The organism is Massilia sp. CT11-137, assembly GCF_047302885.1.
Classification (GTDB): Bacteria; Pseudomonadota; Gammaproteobacteria; order Burkholderiales; family Burkholderiaceae_D; genus Telluria; species Telluria orientalis.
The window spans coordinates 1,146,316-1,163,973 of the sequence record NZ_JBKYMP010000002.1 but is presented as its reverse complement, the minus strand read 5'-3'; the positions used below and the strand labels follow the sequence as shown (position 1 = coordinate 1,163,973).

The 17,658-nt window shown below is 65.2% G+C and carries 12 protein-coding genes and 1 pseudogene; 2 read left to right on the top strand and 11 right to left on the bottom strand.

The genetic code is table 11. The features are described from left to right. Positions 1–18: 18 nt before the first annotated feature. The 9 genes and pseudogenes from nusA to ACEN98_RS21885 form a co-directional block, all read right to left on the bottom strand. Positions 19–1,584 carry a transcription termination factor NusA gene (gene nusA, locus ACEN98_RS21925; protein WP_413387065.1) on the bottom strand — a complete coding sequence of 522 codons (1,566 nt, stop codon included), beginning with the start codon at positions 1,582–1,584 and terminating at the stop codon, positions 19–21. Continuing rightward, positions 1,581–2,069 carry a ribosome maturation factor RimP gene (gene rimP, locus ACEN98_RS21920; protein WP_371763677.1) on the bottom strand — a complete coding sequence of 163 codons (489 nt, stop codon included), beginning with the start codon at positions 2,067–2,069 and terminating at the stop codon, positions 1,581–1,583. The genes nusA and rimP overlap by 4 nt, the downstream gene beginning before the upstream one ends. A 280-nt stretch (positions 2,070–2,349) precedes the next feature. After that, entirely contained in the window at positions 2,350–4,161 is a 1,812-nt protein-coding gene (rluB, locus tag ACEN98_RS21915) for a 23S rRNA pseudouridine(2605) synthase RluB (protein ID WP_413389070.1), read from the bottom strand. A 99-nt stretch (positions 4,162–4,260) separates the two neighbouring features. After that, a pseudogene (scpB, locus tag ACEN98_RS21910) lies at positions 4,261–4,854 on the bottom strand (SMC-Scp complex subunit ScpB); the annotation flags it as partial. A 380-nt stretch (positions 4,855–5,234) separates the two neighbouring features. Further along, positions 5,235–6,287: a glucokinase gene (locus ACEN98_RS21905; RefSeq protein ID WP_413387064.1), complete on the bottom strand. Its 1,053-nt coding sequence runs from the start codon at positions 6,285–6,287 to the stop codon at positions 5,235–5,237. A gap of 223 nt (positions 6,288–6,510) precedes the next feature. Beyond that, on the bottom strand, positions 6,511–7,464 hold the full coding sequence (locus ACEN98_RS21900; RefSeq protein WP_413387063.1) for a VTT domain-containing protein: 954 nt from the start codon (positions 7,462–7,464) through the stop codon (positions 6,511–6,513). Positions 7,465–7,576: 112 nt separating this feature from the next. Then, positions 7,577–9,256 carry an ABC transporter ATP-binding protein gene (locus ACEN98_RS21895; protein ID WP_413387062.1) on the bottom strand — a complete coding sequence of 560 codons (1,680 nt, stop codon included), beginning with the start codon at positions 9,254–9,256 and terminating at the stop codon, positions 7,577–7,579. Then, positions 9,253–10,278 carry an ABC transporter permease gene (locus ACEN98_RS21890; RefSeq protein ID WP_413387061.1) on the bottom strand — a complete coding sequence of 342 codons (1,026 nt, stop codon included), beginning with the start codon at positions 10,276–10,278 and terminating at the stop codon, positions 9,253–9,255. Before ACEN98_RS21890 ends, ACEN98_RS21895 begins: the two co-directional genes overlap by 4 nt. Continuing rightward, positions 10,275–11,213, bottom strand: coding sequence for an ABC transporter permease (locus ACEN98_RS21885; RefSeq protein WP_036235137.1), 939 nt, complete (start codon positions 11,211–11,213; stop codon positions 10,275–10,277). Before ACEN98_RS21885 ends, ACEN98_RS21890 begins: the two co-directional genes overlap by 4 nt. A gap of 105 nt (positions 11,214–11,318) precedes the next feature. Here ACEN98_RS21885 and ACEN98_RS21880 point away from each other — a divergent pair, with 105 nt between their 5' ends. Both ACEN98_RS21880 and ACEN98_RS21875 read left to right on the top strand, forming a co-directional pair. After that, complete coding sequence (locus tag ACEN98_RS21880; protein WP_413387060.1) at positions 11,319–11,666, top strand: hypothetical protein; 348 nt, start codon at positions 11,319–11,321, stop codon at positions 11,664–11,666. 430 nt (positions 11,667–12,096) lie between these two features. Next, entirely contained in the window at positions 12,097–14,952 is a 2,856-nt protein-coding gene (locus tag ACEN98_RS21875; RefSeq protein ID WP_413387059.1) for a TonB-dependent receptor domain-containing protein, read from the top strand. Positions 14,953–15,022: 70 nt separating this feature from the next. On the opposite strand, the gene ACEN98_RS21870 is transcribed toward ACEN98_RS21875, so the two are convergent. Both ACEN98_RS21870 and aroG read right to left on the bottom strand, forming a co-directional pair. Continuing rightward, complete coding sequence (locus tag ACEN98_RS21870; RefSeq protein WP_413387058.1) at positions 15,023–16,309, bottom strand: aspartyl/asparaginyl beta-hydroxylase domain-containing protein; 1,287 nt, start codon at positions 16,307–16,309, stop codon at positions 15,023–15,025. A gap of 80 nt (positions 16,310–16,389) precedes the next feature. Further along, positions 16,390–17,451, bottom strand: a complete 1,062-nt coding sequence (gene aroG / locus ACEN98_RS21865) for a 3-deoxy-7-phosphoheptulonate synthase AroG (protein ID WP_056123286.1) — start codon at positions 17,449–17,451, stop codon at positions 16,390–16,392. Positions 17,452–17,658 lie beyond the last annotated feature (207 nt).

The following is a 17,658-nucleotide window of genomic DNA, read 5'->3' as shown; positions in this document are numbered from 1 at the left end:
CGGTCTGTCGCGTCTCATTTATGCCTTGGCCGTTTCGACCTGGCTCCAGGCTTTTGCCTGGAGGGCCTTGGCCCGGTCGTCGTACTTGGCGTCGACCAGTTTCATCTCATCGTCGGTCACATCATTAAATTCATTCTTGATCAGTTCACGGGCACGATCGGTCGGGAGCGCCAGGATGGCGCTGAACTCGTCGTAGGCCAGACCCGCGAATTGCTCCAGGGTCTTGATACCGGCCAGGCCCAGCTTGCCGGCAGTGGCGCGGTCCATCCCTTCCAGGTTGGCCAGCGCCTCTTCCATACCCTCGAGACCTTCTTCCGAAGCAATCGCCTCGGTCACCAGCGCGTCGCGTGCGCGGGTGCGCAGTTCATTGACGGTGTCCTCGTCGAACGATTCGATCTCCAGCATTTCGGAGATGGGCACGTATGCGACTTCTTCAAGGCTCGAGAAGCCTTCTTCGACCAGGATGTTCGCCACTTCCTCGTCCACATCCAGCTTTTCCATGAACAGCGTGCGCACGGCAGCGGTTTCCTGGGCAGCCTTGTTGGCCGACTCTTCGGCGGTCATGATGTTGATCTTCCAGCCGGTCAGCTCGGACGCCAGGCGTACGTTCTGGCCCGAACGGCCGATCGCGATCGCGAGGTTTTCCTCGTCGACGACGACGTCCATCGCGTGCTTCTCTTCATCCACCATGATCGACGACACGTTGGCCGGAGCCAGCGCGCCGATCACGAACTGGGCCGGATCTTCCGACCACAGCACGATGTCCACGCGCTCGCCGCCCAGCTCGCCGGTCACGGCCTGCACGCGCGAACCGCGCATGCCGACGCAGGTACCGATCGGGTCGATGCGCTTGTCCGCGGTAAAGACAGCGATCTTCGCACGGACGCCCGGGTCGCGGGCGGCCGACTTGATCTGCAGCAGACCCTGCTCGATCTCGGGAACTTCGAGTTCGAACAGTTTCATGATGAATTCCGGTGCCGTGCGCGACAGGATCACCTGCGGGCCGCGCATGTTGCGGTCCACGCGCAGGATGTAGGCACGCACGCGGTCGCCGATGCGCAGGTTTTCCTTCGGGATCATCTGGTCGCGCGGCAGGCGCGCCTCGATCTTGCCCGATTCGACGATCGCATCGCCGCGCTCCATGCGTTTGATGGTGCCGGTGACCAGCGCGTCGCCGCGCTCCAGGAAGTCCTGCAGGATCTGCTCGCGCTCGGCGTCGCGGACGCGCTGCAGCACGACCTGTTTCGTGTCCTGGGCGAAGCGGCGGCCGAACTCGACCGACTCGATCGGCTCTTCGATGTATTCGTCGACTTCGATGTCCGGAATCTGTTCCTTGGCTTCGAAGTGCAGGATTTCCTGGTCGGGCAGCTGCAGGCCGGCCTCGTCGGGCACGACGTGCCAGCGGCGGAAGGTTTCGAACTCGCCGCTGTCGCGGTCGATGGACACGCGAATGTCGACTTCGCCTTCATAGCGCTTTTTCGTAGCTTGCGCCAGGGCGAACTCGAGGGCGCCGAAGACGACCTCCTTGTCGACGTTCTTTTCGCGCGCGAGCGCATCAACCAGTAACAAAATTTCGCGACTCATGCTTTGCGACTCCTAAAATCCACCTTCGGCACCAGGCGTGCCTTGTCCAGTTCGGCCAGCGTAAATTCGAGCAACGCCGGCCCATCCTTGCTTTCAAATTCCAACCCGATCTTGTCGCCCTGCGGCGCATGCAGGATGCCCGTCCAGGTCTTGCGGTTCGCGGTGCCGGGCATCGCGACGCGCAGCTTGACGGTGCATTCGCTGCCGGCAAAGCGTTCGAAGTCGGCCAGGGTGCGCACCGGACGATCCAGTCCGGGCGACGACACTTCCAGGCGCTCGTAGTCGACGTTTTCGACCATCAGCACGTGCGACAGCTGGTGACTCACCGTGGCGCAATCCTCGACCGAGATCGGTCCCTTTTCGTCCGCCACTGCCGCCGGGAAGTCGATAAACACGCGCAGGATGCCTCGCTCGGCCCGTTCGATATCGACGAGGTCGTAGCCCAGTCCGCTGACTGTCGTGGCAATCAAATCAAACAACTGCACAGGTTTCTCCACGGTCCGGTGCCGGACCCGTAAAACGATTCAACAAAAAAAAAATGGGCAACTGCCCATCTTTTGTATTCCCAACTGGAGCTTGTTCGCCAAAACAATATTGGGAAGCACTCGGGTTAGACATGCATTATAACCCGATACAGGGTCGGCCGCAATCGCCGCACTGCAAAATGAACAGCTATGCAACAGTTTACACGTTTGAAGAACACGGCGCTGCAAGCGATTCATTTTCGCGCGGCATGACTCAGGTCATGCCGCGCGATTTGACGAATTAACCGCGGCGGCCGCGGCGCGGCATGCCGTGGTCGCTCACGCGCGGACCCTGGCTGCGGCGGTTCTGGCCGGCGCCGGCAAAACCAAACGTCGTCTGCAGCGGATCCGGCTGGCGCGGGCCTTTGCCACCACCACCACCACCGCCGCGCGGCTGGTTGCTGCCACGCGGCTGGTTGCTGCCGCGTGCCTGGTCACCGCCGAAGCCGCGCCCACCCTGGCCCTGCCCCTGGCCGCCGCGGCCACCCAGGATGCCGCCCTCTTCGCGGCCCGCGCCGACACGCGCCACCGGCGGACCGAACGGATCCACGTTGCGGTTGGCGTCGGCACGGTCGATGCGGTTGCCGTTCGAGCGCTGATCGTCGTTGCCGCGACCCTTGGGACCACCCTGCCCCTTGCCGCCGGCAGCACCCTTGTTGTTCTGGGCGCCGCCCTTCTTCTCGATGCCGAAGGCGTCGAGGAACTGACGCACGTCGTTTTCTTCCAGCTCTTCCCAGCGGCCGCGCTTGAGGCCCGACGGCAGGGTCATGGCGCCGTAGCGCGTACGGATCAGGCGCGAAACAGTGAGCCCCACCGCCTCGAACATGCGGCGCACCTCGCGGTTGCGCCCTTCGCCGATCACCACGCGGTACCAGCGGTTGACACCCTCGCCGCCGCCATCGGCAATCTTGGTGAACGAGGCCGTGCCGTCGTCGAGCTCGACGCCGGCCAGCAGCTTCTGGCGCATGCCCTCTTCCAGCTCGCCCAGCGTACGCACGGCGTATTCGCGGTCGATGTTGTAGCGCGGGTGCATCAGGCGGTTCGCCAGATCACCCGAATTCGTGAACAGCAGCAGGCCCTCGGTGTTGAAGTCGAGGCGGCCCACGGCCAGCCATTTGCCGGTCTTCATGGTCGGCAGGCGGTCGAACACGGACGGACGGCCTTCCGGATCGTCCGCGCTGACGATTTCGCCGGCCGGCTTGTGGTACACCAGCACGCGCGGCGGTTTGTTGTTGTTCACGCGGCGCTGCAGCAGCTTGCCGTTGATGCGCACGGCGTCGGTCGGCAGGATGCGCTGGCCGATGTGGGCCGGCTCGCCGTTCACCGACACGCGGCCGGCGATGATCAGTTCTTCCATGTCGCGGCGCGAACCGAGGCCCGCTTCCGCCAGCACCTTGTGCAGCTTCGGTGCGTCGTCCTCGGCCGTCAGGTCGCGGCGCGCCTTGGTCGGCTGCGACTGGCCGCGGCCGCCCTCGTAGGCATCGAACGCGTCCGACGTGACGAACGAGAACACGGCGTCGGCATCGTTGCCCTTGCCGCCCTTGGCCGGCTTGTTGCCGGGCCTGGCGTTCTTGCCCTTACCCTGCTGTTTCTGGTTCTGGCCCTGCGGTTGAGCGTTCTGGCCGCCCTGGCCGCCCTGGGCGCCCTGAGCGTTCTGTGCCTGCTGGCCGCGCTGCTGGCCCGGCTGGCCTTTCTTCTTCTGCTGCTTGCCGCCGCGCTGGTCGCGGCGCTGCTCGTTGCGGCCGGCTTCGGCCGGTGCCGCCTCGGCGGCAACGGCCTCCACGGCGGGCGCTTCGGACTCGACGCGTGGTTGGCGCGGTTCGCGCTGCTGGCGCTGCTCACGCATCTGGCGCGGGCCGCGCGGCTTGCGCTGGCCGGCAGCGTCATCCGCCGGAGCGACTGCGGCAGGCGCTGGCGCAGGTGCGGCGGCAACAGGCACCGATGCGGGCGCGGGTGCGGCCTCCGCCTTCGGCTTGGTGCGACGCTTCGGCTTGGCGGCCGTCTCCTGTCCTGCCTCGGCAGGGGTCGTCTCGTTCATGTCAGTTGGATTCATCATTCGTTTCTTGGTTTTGCTGACCTGGCGCGACGATCAGTCGTTGGACGCGAGCGCTTGGTCGTGTATCGGGACTTCAACAGGTGAAGTGTCGTCAAATTGTTGCAGGGCCGCTTCCAGTGCTTCCAGGCTGCGCCCGGCGCCGATGTCGGCCACCTGCTGCAGCGGCGGCAACTGGGACAGCGCGGCGAGCCCCAGGTCGTCGAGAAACTGCTTCGTCGTTCCCAGCAGCGCGGGGCGCCCGGGCACTTCGCGGTGGCCCACCACGTCGATCCAGCCGCGGTCTTCCAGCATCTTGATCGTCTGCGAATTCACCGCCACACCGCGGATTTCCTCGATGTCGCCACGCGTCACCGGCTGGCGGTAGGCGATGATCGCCAGGGTTTCCAGGGTCGCGCGCGAATACTTCGGCGGTTTTTCCGGCGCGATCCGGTCCAGGTAAGGCTTCATTTCCGGGCGGCTCTGGAAACGCCAGCCCGATGCCAGGCTGACGATCTCGATGCCGCGATCCTGCCAATCCTGGCGCAATTCTTCGAGCAGGATCTTGATCGTATCCGACCCGACGCCGGCGCCCAGCGGCTGGCCGTCCTTGTCCACGTCGACGAAGAGCTTCTTCATGGCGTGGATCGTCATCGGCTCGCGCGCGCACAGCAAGGCGGTCTCGAGGACCTTCTTGGCCTCATCAGTGTTCATAACGATGTCGTCAGCGGAGTGTGCAACTCTGGATGCTAAGAATCATCAAACATAACCCGCTCCATCAGCTGCGCGGCAGCCGCCAGACTGAGACTCATGCTTTGAAACGGGGTTCCATCGCCCGGATTGGCGTACCGGACGGGATACCGTGAGGGTTTGCGCCCTGGCACGGGGCGGCTCACCGGAAAGTGGACCGCAAACGGTTGATTTTCAAGAGAAACGGGGCTGCCGGCACCATCGGGAGACTGGTGCTCTGGAGGCGAGGCTCCTGGCGCCGGGCTAAGCGAACGACATCGTTTCTTCCAACTGACAGTCATTGTACCCGATAAAACCGGGAAAAGAACATTGCCATGCATCGGAAGCGACGCCGCGGACGCGGATCACACGCCCGGATGGTCCGCGAGGATTGCCGAAACGCCCACGAAAGCGGGGTAGTTGGCCGTGATCACATAGGTGGGCACCTGCGCCAGATAGCCCGCGAAGCGGCCCTTCTGCTCGAAGCGGGCGCGGAAGCACGAGGCGGCGAAGCGCTCGCCCAGGCGCGGCACGATGCCGCCGCCGATGTAGACGCCGCCCTGGGCGCCCAGCGTGACGGCCAGGTTGCCGGCGATGGTGCCCAGCATGCCGCAGAAGACCTCGATGACCTCGTCGCACACGACGCAGGTGCCGGCCAAGCCGCGGCGCGTGATCTCGGGCGCATCCAGTGCCGCCACCGCGCCGCCGCGCAGGTTCGCCAGCGCGCGGTAGATCAGTTCCAGGCCCGAACCGGACAGGAAGCGCTCGGCCGACACGTGTTCGAATTCGCGCCAGGCGAATTGCAGGATGGCGACTTCGGTCTCGTTGGCCGGGGAAAACGTCACATGGCCGCCTTCGCTGCGCAGTGCCGTCCAGACCGGCTTGGCGCCGGCCGGCAGGTTTTCTGCAGGCACCAGGCCGGATACGCCCAGGCCCGTCCCCGCTCCCAGCAGGCCGATCGGGCTGCCCGCGACGGGCGCGCCGCCGCCGACCTGGCGCTTCTCGCCGTCCGCCAGGTGCGGCAGCGCCATCGCCAGCGCGTAGAAATCGTTGACGACGGCCAGCGCGTCGAATCCGCACTCGCGGCGCAACGCCTCGATCGAGAATTCCCAGTGATGATTGGTCATGCGCACGAAGTCGCCGACGATGGGATTCGCAATCGCGATCGCCCCATGGCGGACGGCGCCCACGGCGGCCACGTGCGGCAGCGCGAGGTAGGCCCGCAGCGCGTCGGCGAGGGTCGCGTACGCGGCGCAGGGCAGGACTTCGATCAGCCCGACCGTGCCGGGTCCGGTTTCCAGCGCGAAGCGAGCATTGGTCCCGCCGATGTCGGCCAGCAGGCGCGGGCTCGCGTATCGGGCGCTGTCGAGGCGCGGTTCGGTGGACGGATCGACGATGGCAACGGACGAAACGATCATGGCAGGCCGTAAGAAACAGATTCCTCGAAGCTTAAGGATTTCTTGGCTGCAGCGCAAGCTTTTATTGTAGTTTAGGTACATCCGACCCAACACCCGGGCGAATTTGCGTAAAGCCCTGTGCGGCGGCAAGTAGTCCAGCTACCAATGCGCGGGATGTATCGAAAGCATGGGCGAGCGCCGGCGCGCCGGGCCGGTGCCGCGTGATCGGTTGATAGATGAATGCTCAGCCGTGCTTGGGCTTGAGCTCGGCGTCGGCCTGGGCGGCCGCGCAATGGTCGTTCCACGCATCCAGGCCGCCGTACAGCGGACGGGCGCGATGAAAACCGTTCTTGACGAACTCCTTCGCCACCTGCGCCGCCGTGACGTCGTTCGGGCAGGAGCAATAGATGACGATATGGCGGTCCTTGTCGAGCGTGGCCATCAGGCGCTCCGGCACGTTGTCGCCATAGACCAGTGCGCCGGGAATGCCTGCTTCCAGCTGGCGCGCGGTGGCGCCGCGGGCGTCGACGATCAGCGGATCGTGTCCCGCCTCGACCAGGTCCTTGAGCTCGTCCATCGTGATGCGCGGCAGGTTGGCCCCGCCGAGGTTGCGCTTGCGCTCGATGTACTTGAACGACACGAACAGCACGAGCAGGAAGCCGACGACCATCAACGCCGTGCTGCCCAGGGTCTCGAACCATGCGATGACGTCGTCCACGCTGTTGTGGAACCAGGCACCGAGGCCCATGCCCACGCCGCTCCATAGCAGGCCGCCGGCGACGGACAGCCAGACGAACTGCGGCGTCGTCGTGCCCATGGCGCCTGCGAGCGGCGGCGCGATCGTGTTGAAGCCGGGAATGAACTTGGCGACGACGAGGGATTTCGCGCCCCAGCGGCTGAAATTGTCCTCGGTCTGGCTGACGCAGGAATCGGGCGACAGCGAAATCTTGCACAGCAGGCGCAGGATGCGCTTGCCGTAGTAGCGGCCGGCGCGGAACCAGAAGTAATCGCTGATGAGGCAAGCCAGCACGGAAGCGGCCAGGTACAGCGGCCAGTTGGCCCCGCCGTCGACGGCCAGCGCACCGGCGATGATCAGCACCGGAAACGCGGGAATGGGCAGTCCGATCTGTTCGAGCAGGACGATGCCGAACACGATGAGGACGCCGTAAACGTGAATCAGGTGGGAGAGCTGGGCCATCCTGGTATGGTAGCGGAAAACCGGCACCGGCGTGGCGAAAGCGGCAACGCGCGCAGCCCGCGCGCAACACCGCACACAGGGGTCAGAGCCCGATTTTGGGCAATTGCCAAAATCAGGGCTCTGACCCCGGGATGGCGGCCAGCAATTGCTGCGTGTACGGATGCTGCGGGTTACGGTAGAGCTCGTCCGCATCGGCCATCTCGACGACGCTACCGTGGTGCATCACCATCACGCGGTCCGAGATGTACTTCACCACGGACAGATCGTGCGAGATGAAGATGTAGCTCATCCTGTACTCATCCTGCAGGTCCTGCAGCAGGTTCAGCACCTGCGCCTGCACCGAGACGTCGAGCGCGGACACGGATTCGTCGCACACGAGGATCTCCGGCTTCATCGTCAGGCAGCGCGCGATGGCGATGCGTTGTCGCTGGCCGCCGGAGAATTCGTGCGGATAGCGGTCGAATGCCTGCGCCGGGAGGCCCACTCTCCGCAGCAGATGGCGCGCATGTTCCGTGCGCTCCGCATCGTTCGCGCCGATGCGGTGGATGCGCATCGGCTCCAGCAGGATCTGGCCGACGGTGAAGCGCGGATTCAGCGACGCGTACGGATTCTGGAACACGATCTGGATGCGCCGCTTGTACGCCTGGAACTCGGCATCGCTCATCGCGACGAGATCGCGGCCGTCGAACAGCGCGCTGCCGCCGGTCGCGCGGTGCAGGCGCAGCAGCGTGAGGCCGACCGTCGTCTTGCCCGATCCCGATTCGCCCACGACGCCCAGCGTCTTGCCGCGCGGGAGCGTGAACGACACGTCCTTCACGGCCTGGAATGCGCGCTTGCCGAACAGGCCCTCGCGCAGATAAAACGTCTTGGCGAGATTGTTTACGACGAGGATATGGTCGTCGCCCGGCGCATAGCCGCGCGTGCGCTGGGGCAGCGTGTCGCCGGGCTGGGCGCGTCCGCTCAGGTAGTCGTCGATGACGGGCAGCCGCACGGGCCGCGCATCCAGCGGCGGGCGGCAGTGCAGCAGCGCGCGCGTGTACGCATCGCGCGGGTCGCCCAGCACCTGCGTGGCAAGCCCCTCTTCCCGCACCTCGCCGTGGCGCATGACGATCACGCGGTCCGCGATCTCGCCCACCAGGCCCAGGTCGTGCGTGATGAACAGCACGGCCATGCGGCGGCGTTGCTGCAGGGTCGCGATCAGTTCCATGATCTGCTTCTGGATCGTCACGTCCAGTGCCGTCGTCGGTTCGTCCGCGATCAGCAGCTTCGGTTCGCACGCGATGGCCATCGCGATCATCACGCGCTGCTGCTGGCCGCCCGACATCTGGCTCGGGTAGGCGTCGATCTTGTGCGCCGGATCGGGAATGCCCACTTCCTCCAGCAGTTCGAGCGTGCGGGCGCGCGCCTGGCGCTTGTCCATGCCGAGGTGCAGGCGCAGCACTTCACCGATCTGGAAGCCGACCGTGAACACGGGATTCAGCGACGACATCGGTTCCTGGAAGATCATCGCGATGTCCTTGCCGCACAGGCGCCGGCGTTCCGCGACCGGCAGGTCGAGCAGCTCGCGGCCCTCGAAGCGGATCGACGAGCCGGGGTGGATGATCGTCGTCTCCGGCGGCAGCAGCCCCATCACGGCGAGCGAGCTGACGGACTTGCCGCTGCCCGATTCGCCGACCAGCGCGACGGTCGCATCGAGCGGCAGGCTGAACGAGATGCCCTTCACGGCCTCGAACGTGTTCTTTTTATCGGTCCGGAAGGACACGCGCAGATTGTGGACGTCGAGCAGGTTCATTTCAATTTCGGATCCAGCGCATCGCGCAGCGAATCGGCCAACAGCGAGAACGCCGTGACCAGGATGGCCATGGCGCCGGCGGCCGCCGTCAGTTGCCACCATTTGCCGAGGATGAGCTCATTCTGCGCCTCATTCAGCATGCTGCCCCACGAGACGACGCCCACCGGCACGCCGAAGCCGAGGAACGACAGGATCACTTCGGCCTTGATGAAGCCGACGACGAGGATCGACATCTGCACGAGCGCCACGTGCGACACGTTCGGGAAGATGTGCACGAACATCTTGCGCCAGCCGGACGCGCCGATCGCGTCGGCCGCCATCACGTATTCCCGCGCCTTGTGCTTGATGTACTCGGCGCGGATCAGGCGGTACGGCCCCGTCCAGCCGGTGAGGCCGAGGATCAGCACGATCGTCAGCACGCCCTTCGTCTGCAGCACGGCGGCCACGGTGAGGATCATCAGGATCGAGGGGATCGCCGTGAACACGTTGTAGAACCAGTTGAACGAATCGTCGACGAGCCCGCCGTAGAAGCCCGACAGCGCGCCGAACAGCGTGCCCAGCGCGACGGCGACGAACGCGGCGACGAGGCCCACGACGATCGACGTCTGCCCGCCCTTGATCGTCTTCCTCACGATGTCGTGGCCCCATTTGTCGGCGCCGAACGGCAGCGTGGTGCGTTTCGCCGCATGCGCGGCATGGCCCTGGCGTGCCAGTTGCGCCCGCAGCTCGGCGATGTCGCCCGCGAGCGGATCGAACGCATTCGGCGGCGCCGGCCGCGGCGGCTGCGCGAGCGCGGCGAGGGCCGGATCCGGGCCGACGAAGGAAGGCGGCGCGTAATTGACGGCCACCTCGTCTTCCCAGTCGGCCGCGACGAGGCCCGTCGCCGCCAGCACGACGGACAACAGGAACAGGCCCACGACGGCCAGCGCGGCCATCGCGACGCGGTCGGCGCGCAGGCGGCGCCAGGCCAGACCCCACAGGCCGACAGAAGTTGCGGGAAGGCTAAGCTCTTGACCCGTCATTTGAGCTGCACGCGCGGGTCGACGGCCTGGTACATCAGGTCCGCCAGCAGGTTGAACACCATCGTGGCGGCGGCGACGTAGACCGTGATCGCCTTGATCACGGGGAAGTCGCTGCGCTCGACGGCGAGGATCACTTCGCGCCCGATGCCCGGGATGCCGAAGAAGCGCTCGAGCAGGAAGGCGCCGATCAAGAGCGCCGGCAGGTTGGCCATGACGTACGTGATGATGGGGATGGCGGCGTTGCGCAGCACGTGCACCCAGACGATGCGCCGCTCCGGCAAGCCTTTCGCGCGCGCCGTGCGCACGTAGTCCTGCCCCACTTCATCCAGCACGAAGCTGCGGAACAGGCGCAATGTCGGCGCCAGCGACACGGTGAGGCCGATCAGGATCGGCAGGGTGGCGTAGCGCAGCAGGTTTTCCGTGAAATGCTCGCCCCAGCCCTGCACGGGGAACAGCCCGAGCTTATAGGCGAGACCGTACTGGAACACGATGATGTAGACGAGGATCGAGATCGACATGCCGACCGTGCACGCGACCATCACGACGCGGTCCGTCAGCGAGCCGCGCACGAAGGCGACGGCGAGCGCCAGCGCGATGCCGATCGTGGTCTCCAGCACCGTCAGCGGCACGAGCACCGTCAGCGACGGCCCCAGCCGGCTGGCGATGATGTGCGACACGGGCTCGCCCGTCGCCCAGGCGTTGCCGAAGTCGAACGTGACGATCTGCTTCACGAAGATGCCGAGCTGGACGTACCACGGCGCATCGAGTCCCAGCTGGGCGCGGATGTTGGCGATGGCGCGCGCGTCGGCCATCTTGCCCGCCAACAGGTACGAGGGGTCGCCGCCGACCCAGTTGAACAGCACGAACACCAGCACGACGACGCCGGCCATCGTCGGCAGCATCTGCCACAGGCGCCGCAGGATATAAGCAAACATCGGGATTCCCGGGTGAGTCATCGAACGCGTTCGGAACTATAGACCAGATTGCGCCGCCCCTGCCGGGAAAAGATGTCATGGGGCCATAACCAAATGAATGGGCTGTTGTGGTGTTTACTGTCCTGGGACCGCCAGGACCTGAACGTGACGGCGACCGCGAACTACCGCGCCGACATGCAGAACGTGTACTGCGCGGGCGACAAGTGCGCCTCGCAGTACGCGAACGGCTCGCCGGCACCGGACAACTGCCGCCTGGCGTCGTTCACGACCATCGACCTGTCGGCCCGTTACCAGGTCACGCAGCAACTGCAGGTCTACGGCTCGATCACGAACCTGTTCGGCAAGATCGCACCGCAGGATCCGCTGACCTACGGCGGCACGAGCTACAACCCGATGGATGCCGGCGGCGCCATCGGCCGCTTCTTCAAGGCCGGCGTGCGTTACCAGTTCTGACGACACACAGCCGGTTCCCCGGCTGATCGACGGACGATGACGAACGGGACAGTGAGCACTCACTGTCCCGTTTGTTTTTGGTGCATTGCCGCACCAATATGGGGCAGAACGTTGTAATTACGCATCAATGAAATTTCGAATAAAAAACTAAATACAACATGTAAAGCAAAATTTCTTTCGAGTATTTTTAATATCCGGAGAACAAAATGTGATATTTACAGTGGTTATGCATATATGCATATTTACACGTTGACTTTGTTTATTAGCAATGATTTCATTGTCTTGCAGCAAATAAAAATTCCCTCCCAAAAGGATGGGGGTAGATCAATAACAAGATCTGCGAGCCGGCGCGTAGCCCGCACCGGCCCAGCTCAGAAGGGACTCAAGACAAATGATGTCGGAAAAAGTTTTATCTCGATCGGTACGTTTGATGTTTGCCGGCGGCATGGCGCTCGGCGCGTCCGTCGCTCACGCACAGGACACTGCCGCGGCACCCGCCGCGTCGATGCAGCGCGTGGAAGTGACGGGGTCGCGCATTCCGTCGCTGAATACGGAAGGCTCCAGCCCCATCACCACCCTCAGCGCCAAGGACATCAAGATCGATGGCGTGCGCAATACCGAAGACCTGCTGAACAACCTGCCCCAGGTGTTCGCCTCGCAAGGTGCCGCGATCTCGAACGGCGCCAGCGGTACCGCCACCGTCGACCTGCGCGGCATGGGCTCGCAGCGTACCCTGGTGCTCGTCAACGGCAAGCGCCTGCCGTCCGGCAGCGTGCTCAGCGTCGCGGCCGACCTGAACCAGATCCCGAGTGAACTGATCCGCCGTGTCGACGTGCTGACCGGCGGCGCCGGCGCCGTGTACGGCTCGGGCGCCGTGTCGGGCGTCGTCAACTTCATCATGAAGGACAACTACGAAGGCGTGGAACTGGAAGCCAACATCTCCGGCGCCAACCACAAGCAGCACAACGACGAGATCCAGGGCGTCGTCAACCAGAAGGGGTTCCCGCTGCCGGGCAACCACACGTTCGACGCCAAGAAGTACGACTTCAGCATCCTGATGGGCTCGAACTTCGCCGACAACAAGGGTAACGCGACGTTCTTCGCCTCGCACCGCCACGCCGACGCCCTGCTGCAATCGCAGCGCGATTTCTCGGCCTGCTCGCTGGGCGCGTCCGATCCGGGCTTCGCCTGCTCCGGTTCCGGCACCTCGATCGCCCGCGTCGGCTCGTTCACCCCGGATGCGAACGGCAATCCGCGCAAGTACGTGTCGGCCACCGACGCCTACAACTTCGGCCCGCTGAACTTCTTCCAGCGTCCGTCGGACGAGTACAACATCAACTCGATGGTGCACCTCGACATCAACGAGAACGCGCGCATCTACAGCGAATTCAGCTTCCACAACTACACGACCGACGCGCAGATCGCGCCGGGCGGCATCTTCTACGGCCAGCAGGCGACCATCGCCTACGAAAACCCGCTGCTGAACGATGCATGGCGCACCGCGCTGGGCCTCAAGAAGCCGGGCGACACCGCCACCGTCTCGGTCGGCAAGCGTAACGTCGAAGGCGGCCCGCGTTCCACCAGCATCACCGACTCCTCGTTCCGCGAAGTGCTGGGCGTGAAGGGCATGGTCGGGGACTGGTCGTACGACGTGTTCGGCCAGTTCGCGCGCGTCAATCACAGCGACCGTGCGACCGGCTACTTCTCGAGCCGCCTGATCGCCAACGCGCTGGACGTCGTCGCCGATCCGACCACGGGCAAGGCCGTGTGCCGCTCCGTCGTCAACGGTTCCGACACCGCCTGCGTGCCGTACAACCTGTACAAGCAGGGCGGCGTCAACCAGGCCGCGCTGGACTACCTGAACGCCACCGGCTCGAACGGCGGCTTCACCCAGCAATCCGTGTTCGGCCTGAACATCGGCACCGACCTGACCCGCTTCGGCCTGAAGCTGCCGACCGCCGAAAGCGGCGCCGGCGTGTCGTTCGGCTACGAGCAGCGCGTCGAAAAACTGGCATTCGAGCCCGACTACGAAAACCAGACCGGCGACCTGTCCGGTGCCGGCGGCGCCTCCCCGGCCGTCGCAGGTTCGTACAACGTGAAGGAAGCCTTCGGCGAATTCAAGCTGCCGCTGCTGGACAACATGGCCTTCTCGAAGCACATGGACCTGTCCGGTTCGTACCGCCGTTCGCAGTACAGCACGGATGCCAAGACCAACACGTTCGGCCTGGGCCTCGACTGGCAGCCGATCGACCAGGTGCGCGTCCGCGGTTCGGCCCAGCGTGCCGTCCGCGCACCGAACATCTATGAACTGTACACGCCGCAAGCCGTGGTGCTGGCCGGGCCGAACGACGACCCGTGCGGCGGCGAGACCCCGAAAGCCACGCAGGCGCAGTGCGCCAACACGGGCCTGCCGGCTTCGCTGTACGGCAAGGTGCCGGAAAACTCGACCAACCAGTACAACGGCCGTACCGGCGGCAACCCGGGCGTCAAGCCGGAAACCGCCAACACGTACACGGTCGGTATCGTGATCGACCCGATCAAGAACCTGACCATCACGCTGGACGCGTTCAAGCTGAAGATCAAGGACGCGATCCAGGCCGTCAACGCCCAGAGCGTGTACACCCAGTGCCTCACGACCGGCAACCCGCTGTATTGCGGCCTGATCCACCGCGACCAGCTCGGTTCGCTGTGGCTGACCCCGAACGGCTACGTCGAAGCCGGCACCACGAACATCGGTTCGCAGGGCACGTCGGGCCTGGACGTGGGCGCCAGCTACCGCACCCGCCTGCCGCAGAGCTACGGCAACCTGGACTTCACGCTGAACGGCACCTACGTGCACAGCTACACCGTGGAAAACCTGCCGGGCAACGGCAGCTACGACTGCACGGGCCTGTACGGCGCGACCTGCGGCACCCCGACCCCGAAATGGCGCCACAAGCTGCGCACGACCTGGTCGAGCCCGTACAACCTGGACCTGTCGCTCACCTGGCGCTACATCGACCGCCTGAAGAACGACATGCTCGACGGGAACCCGCAGCTGGCTGGCGAACTGGACACGCAGCGCGACGCGTACCTGGCTTCGCGCAGCTACTTCGACCTGAACGGCGTGTACCGCTTCAACCGCAAGCTGGCCGTGAGCTTCGGCATCAACAACCTGCTGGACAAGGATCCGCCGATCGCATCGTCCAGCTCGGTGACGGGTACCTACGGCAACGGCAACACGTTCCCGCAGATCTACGATTCGTACGGCCGCTTCATCTACGCCAACGTGACCTACCGCTTCTGATCGCTTGAATCGGACGCCGTAAAAAAACCGCCGCCGGCTGCGAGGCCGGCGGCGGTTTTGTTTTTGAAGATTACAACCCGAAGCTGCCTTCGTCCGCCGAAAACGCGTTCATGCCGTCGCTCATCGCCGTCACGAGGGCACGTTCCGGCCCCGTCAGATGCGGATGCCAGATGTCGAACATCAGGATCGCGCGGGGAGAATCGCTGTCGTTCCACGCCTCGTGCTCGATCGTGTCGTCGAACACCCATGCCTTCCCCTCCTCCCACGCGCGCACGTCGTTGCCGACGCGGAAGCCGCAGCCCGCCGGCACGACGAGCGGCACATGCGTGACGAGGCGGACGTTGCTGACGCCGCAGTGCGGCGGGATGCGCGTCTTCGGCTTGAGCACGGAAAACATCGCGACGGGCGTGCGGCCCGGCTGGTCCGGCTGCGGCGCCCCGGCCAGCAGCGCCATCGTGCGCGGGCAGCGCCGCGCATTCGCGTCGTTGACCTTGCCGGCTTCGACGAGGTGGAAGGCGCTCCAGCGCAGCGAGTTGTTCAGCTCGGCCCACTGGCGCAGCGGCTGGTCGTCGCCATACTGCATGTAAGGCGTAAAACCTTCGGCGCCGGCCTGCGCGGCAAGGAATTCCGCGCGGATCGCGTCAAGTTCGCGCTCGAACGCGTCGAGCCACGGAAAGTCCGCGCGGTCGAAGAAAGTGATGGGCGCCAGGCCGTGGAAGTGGAACAGCGCGGGCTGGGGCTCGTAGCGGCGCTTGCGGCCCAGCATGATGTCGAGCGACTCCGTGAAGCGCTGCACGCGCTCCCCGCGCAGGTCGCGCAACAGGGGTGCCATGTGGTCGTCGAGGAAGCGGCCGAAATCGGTGTCGTACTGTTCGCGGTAGGCCATGGCTTCCTGCACGGCCGGGCGCAGTTCGGGCGGCAGTTGCTGCAGCGGCGGCGCCACCGCGGCGACGGCGCCATGCGCGCGCGCGGCCGCGTGGCGCTTGCCCTGGCGCGTGAGCAAGCCGGCACGCAGGATCAGCGCGACGAGGTCGGTCGGCTCCAGCACGAGCGCGCCGCGGATCGCCTCTTCCTCGCGCGCCTCGTCGCGCTGGGCCATGCAAACGACGGCGAGGTTGATCCACTGCTGCTTGTCGCGTCCGTCAGCGGCGACGAGGCGCTCGAGCAGCGCCCGCGCCTCCGGCAGCGCGCCGGACCGGTAATGCAGCTGCGCCATGCCGAGCAGCGCCGGACCGTGCGTCGGCACCTGTTCCAGGATGCGCTGCCACAGCTGCGCCGCGAGGCGCGGATTGGCGCCCTTCAGTGCCGCCTGGGCCGCGCGTTCCCAGGCGGCGATTTCACCTTCGTTGGAAGCCATGCCGCTCCTTCAAGTATGACCATGTACATACCGATTCTGGAATGGCTGCTTCCCGTTGGCAAGACTTATTTGGCCGCCCTTCAGGCGTCGTCGCGCAACCGGCGTGCGCGCACGCTGGCCGCGAGGTTTTCCAGCACGGCGATGCTGGTCTCCCAGTCGATGCAGCCGTCGGTGACGGACTGGCCGTACGTCAGTTCCTTGCCCGGCACGAGGTCCTGGCGGCCGCCGACGAGGTGCGACTCGACCATCACACCGACGATGCGCGTATCGCCCGCCGCGATCTGGCTGCCGATGTCCGCGCACACGGGTACCTGGTTCTGCGGGTTCTTGCTGCTGTTGGCGTGCGACGCGTCGATCATCAGGCGGCTCGCGAGGCCGTTGGCGGCGAGCTGCTTGCAGGCGTCCTCGACGCTGGCGGCGTCGTAGTTCGGCGCCTTGCCGCCGCGCAGGATGATGTGGCAGTCCTCGTTGCCCGCGGTCGACACGATCGCCGAGTGGCCACCCTTCGTCACGGACAGGAAGTGGTGCGGCTGCGACGCGGCCTTGATCGCATCGGCTGCGATCTTGATGTTGCCGTCGGTGCCGTTCTTGAAGCCGACCGGGCACGACAGGCCGGACGCCAGCTCGCGGTGCACCTGCGATTCCGTCGTGCGCGCACCGATCGCGCCCCAGCTGATCAGGTCGGCGATGTACTGCGGGCTGATCACGTCGAGGAATTCGGTGCCGGCCGGCAGGCCCAGTTCATTGATGTCGCGCAGCAGTTCGCGCGCCATGCGCAGGCCGTCGTTGATGCGGAAGCTGTTGTCCATGTACGGGTCATTGATCATGCCCTTCCAGCCGACCGTCGTGCGCGGCTTCTCGAAGTACACGCGCATGATCACTTCCAGCTCGCCGGCGAAGCGGTGGCGCTGCTCGACGAGGCGGCGGGCATATTCCATCGCGGCGTTCGGATCGTGGATCGAGCACGGGCCGATCACGACCATCAGGCGGTCGTCCTGCCCATGCAGGATGCGATGCAGCGCCATGCGCGCCTGCGACGCGACCTGTTCCGCTTCCGGGGTCACCGGGAATTCGCGGATCAGGTGCGAGGGCGGCGTCAGTTCCTTCATTTCGCGGATGCGTAAGTCGTCGGTGCGAGGCATTGCAGTTCTCCGTTCTTGATCTGGTTAAATTCTGGGGCGTAAAAAAAAAGACCGCCAGCTCGGCGGTCTTTTGGATTCTTGTGTCGGACTCTGTTCTGTTGCTGCGTGAACCTGCCGCTACTCCACCGCCGTCGGGCTGGAATGGCTAAACCAAAAATAAAAGGTAAAGAAAACGGCGTGGCGCATGGAGAGATCCGAAGTAGTCGA